Origin of the sequence: Azonexus sp., from assembly GCF_036170495.1 — a bacterium.
GTDB lineage: Bacteria > Pseudomonadota > Gammaproteobacteria > Burkholderiales > Rhodocyclaceae > Azonexus.
Genome location: NZ_JAVHPH010000072.1, coordinates 1 through 1,196, shown reverse-complemented (window position 1 = coordinate 1,196; position 1,196 = coordinate 1). Strand labels below are relative to the sequence as shown.

The 1,196-nt window shown below is 62.5% G+C and carries 1 protein-coding gene; it reads right to left on the bottom strand.

Translation table 11 applies throughout. The features are described 5' to 3' along the window. On the bottom strand, nucleotides 1–1,196 hold a 1,196-nt coding region (locus ADADOO_RS02410; protein WP_511274694.1), incomplete at both ends, for an FAD-binding oxidoreductase.

Sequence of the window (1,196 nt, the reverse complement as noted above, 5' to 3'; positions counted from 1 at the left end):
CGGAAGGGGCCGAGCTCTTCTTCGGTCAGGAATTCGAGCTTGGTGATGCCGATGCCGTGCTCGCCGGAAATGACGCCATCCAGCCCGCGGGCGATGTGCATGATGCGCTCGACCGCCTTGTTGGCCGTCCGCAGCATTGCATAATTGTCGGAATTGACCGGAATATTGGTGTGCACGTTGCCGTCGCCGGCGTGCATGTGCAGCGCGACGAAGACGCGGCCGCGCAGAACTTCCTTGTGGATGGCTTCAATGCGCTCGATGATCGGACGATAGACGCCGCCGTCGAAAATCTTGGCCAGCCGGGCATGCAATTCCTGCTTCCACGAGGTGCGCACGGAATAATCCTGCAGGCGGTGGAAGAGCGTCGGATTTTCGGCCCGGTTGGTCAGCTCGCCAGCCACCACGCCATATGAAGCGAAACGCGATTCGGCTTCGGCCAGCGGCAGGTCGAGGTTTTCAAGCAGCCATTCCCAGCGCAGGCGGACAGCTTCGATGTAATCCAGTGCCGCCTGCCGGCGGTCGCCGATGAGCACCTCGTTATCGAGCGTCGTGTCGCCGCGATAGAGCGGCAGATCGCCCTTGATGAATTCGCTCAGGGCAGCGCACAAGGCCAGCTTGTTCTGCGTGGACAGCTCGATGTTGATGCGCTCGATGCCGTCGCAGTAATCGCCCATGCGCGGCAGCGGAATGACCACATCCTCGTTGAGCTTGAAGGCGTTGGTGTGGCGTGAAATGGCGGCGGTGCGCGAACGGTCGAGCCAGAATTTCTTGCGCGTTTCGGCGTTGACCGCAATAAAACCCTCGGCGGCGCGCAGGTTGCACATGCGGACGACTTCGGAGGCGGCGGCCATCACGGCATTTTCGTCGTGACCGACGAGATCGCCGATCAGCACCATCTTCGGCCGTCCGTGGCGCTTGGCCTTGGTCGCATAGCCGACGGCCTTCACATAGCGCTCGTCCATATGTTCCAGGCCGGCCAGTTGGACGCCGGCGGCATGCCCGGCGCCACCCGGCTTAAAGTAATCGGTAATCTCGACGATGGCCGGCACCGCTTCGCGGACCTGGCCGAAGAACTCCAGACAAACGGTGCGCAAGATCGGCGGCATCTTGTGCAGGACCCAGCGCGCCGCGACGATGATGCCGTCGGTGCCTTCCTTCTGGACGCCGGGAATGCCGCCGAGGAACTTGTCGGTGAC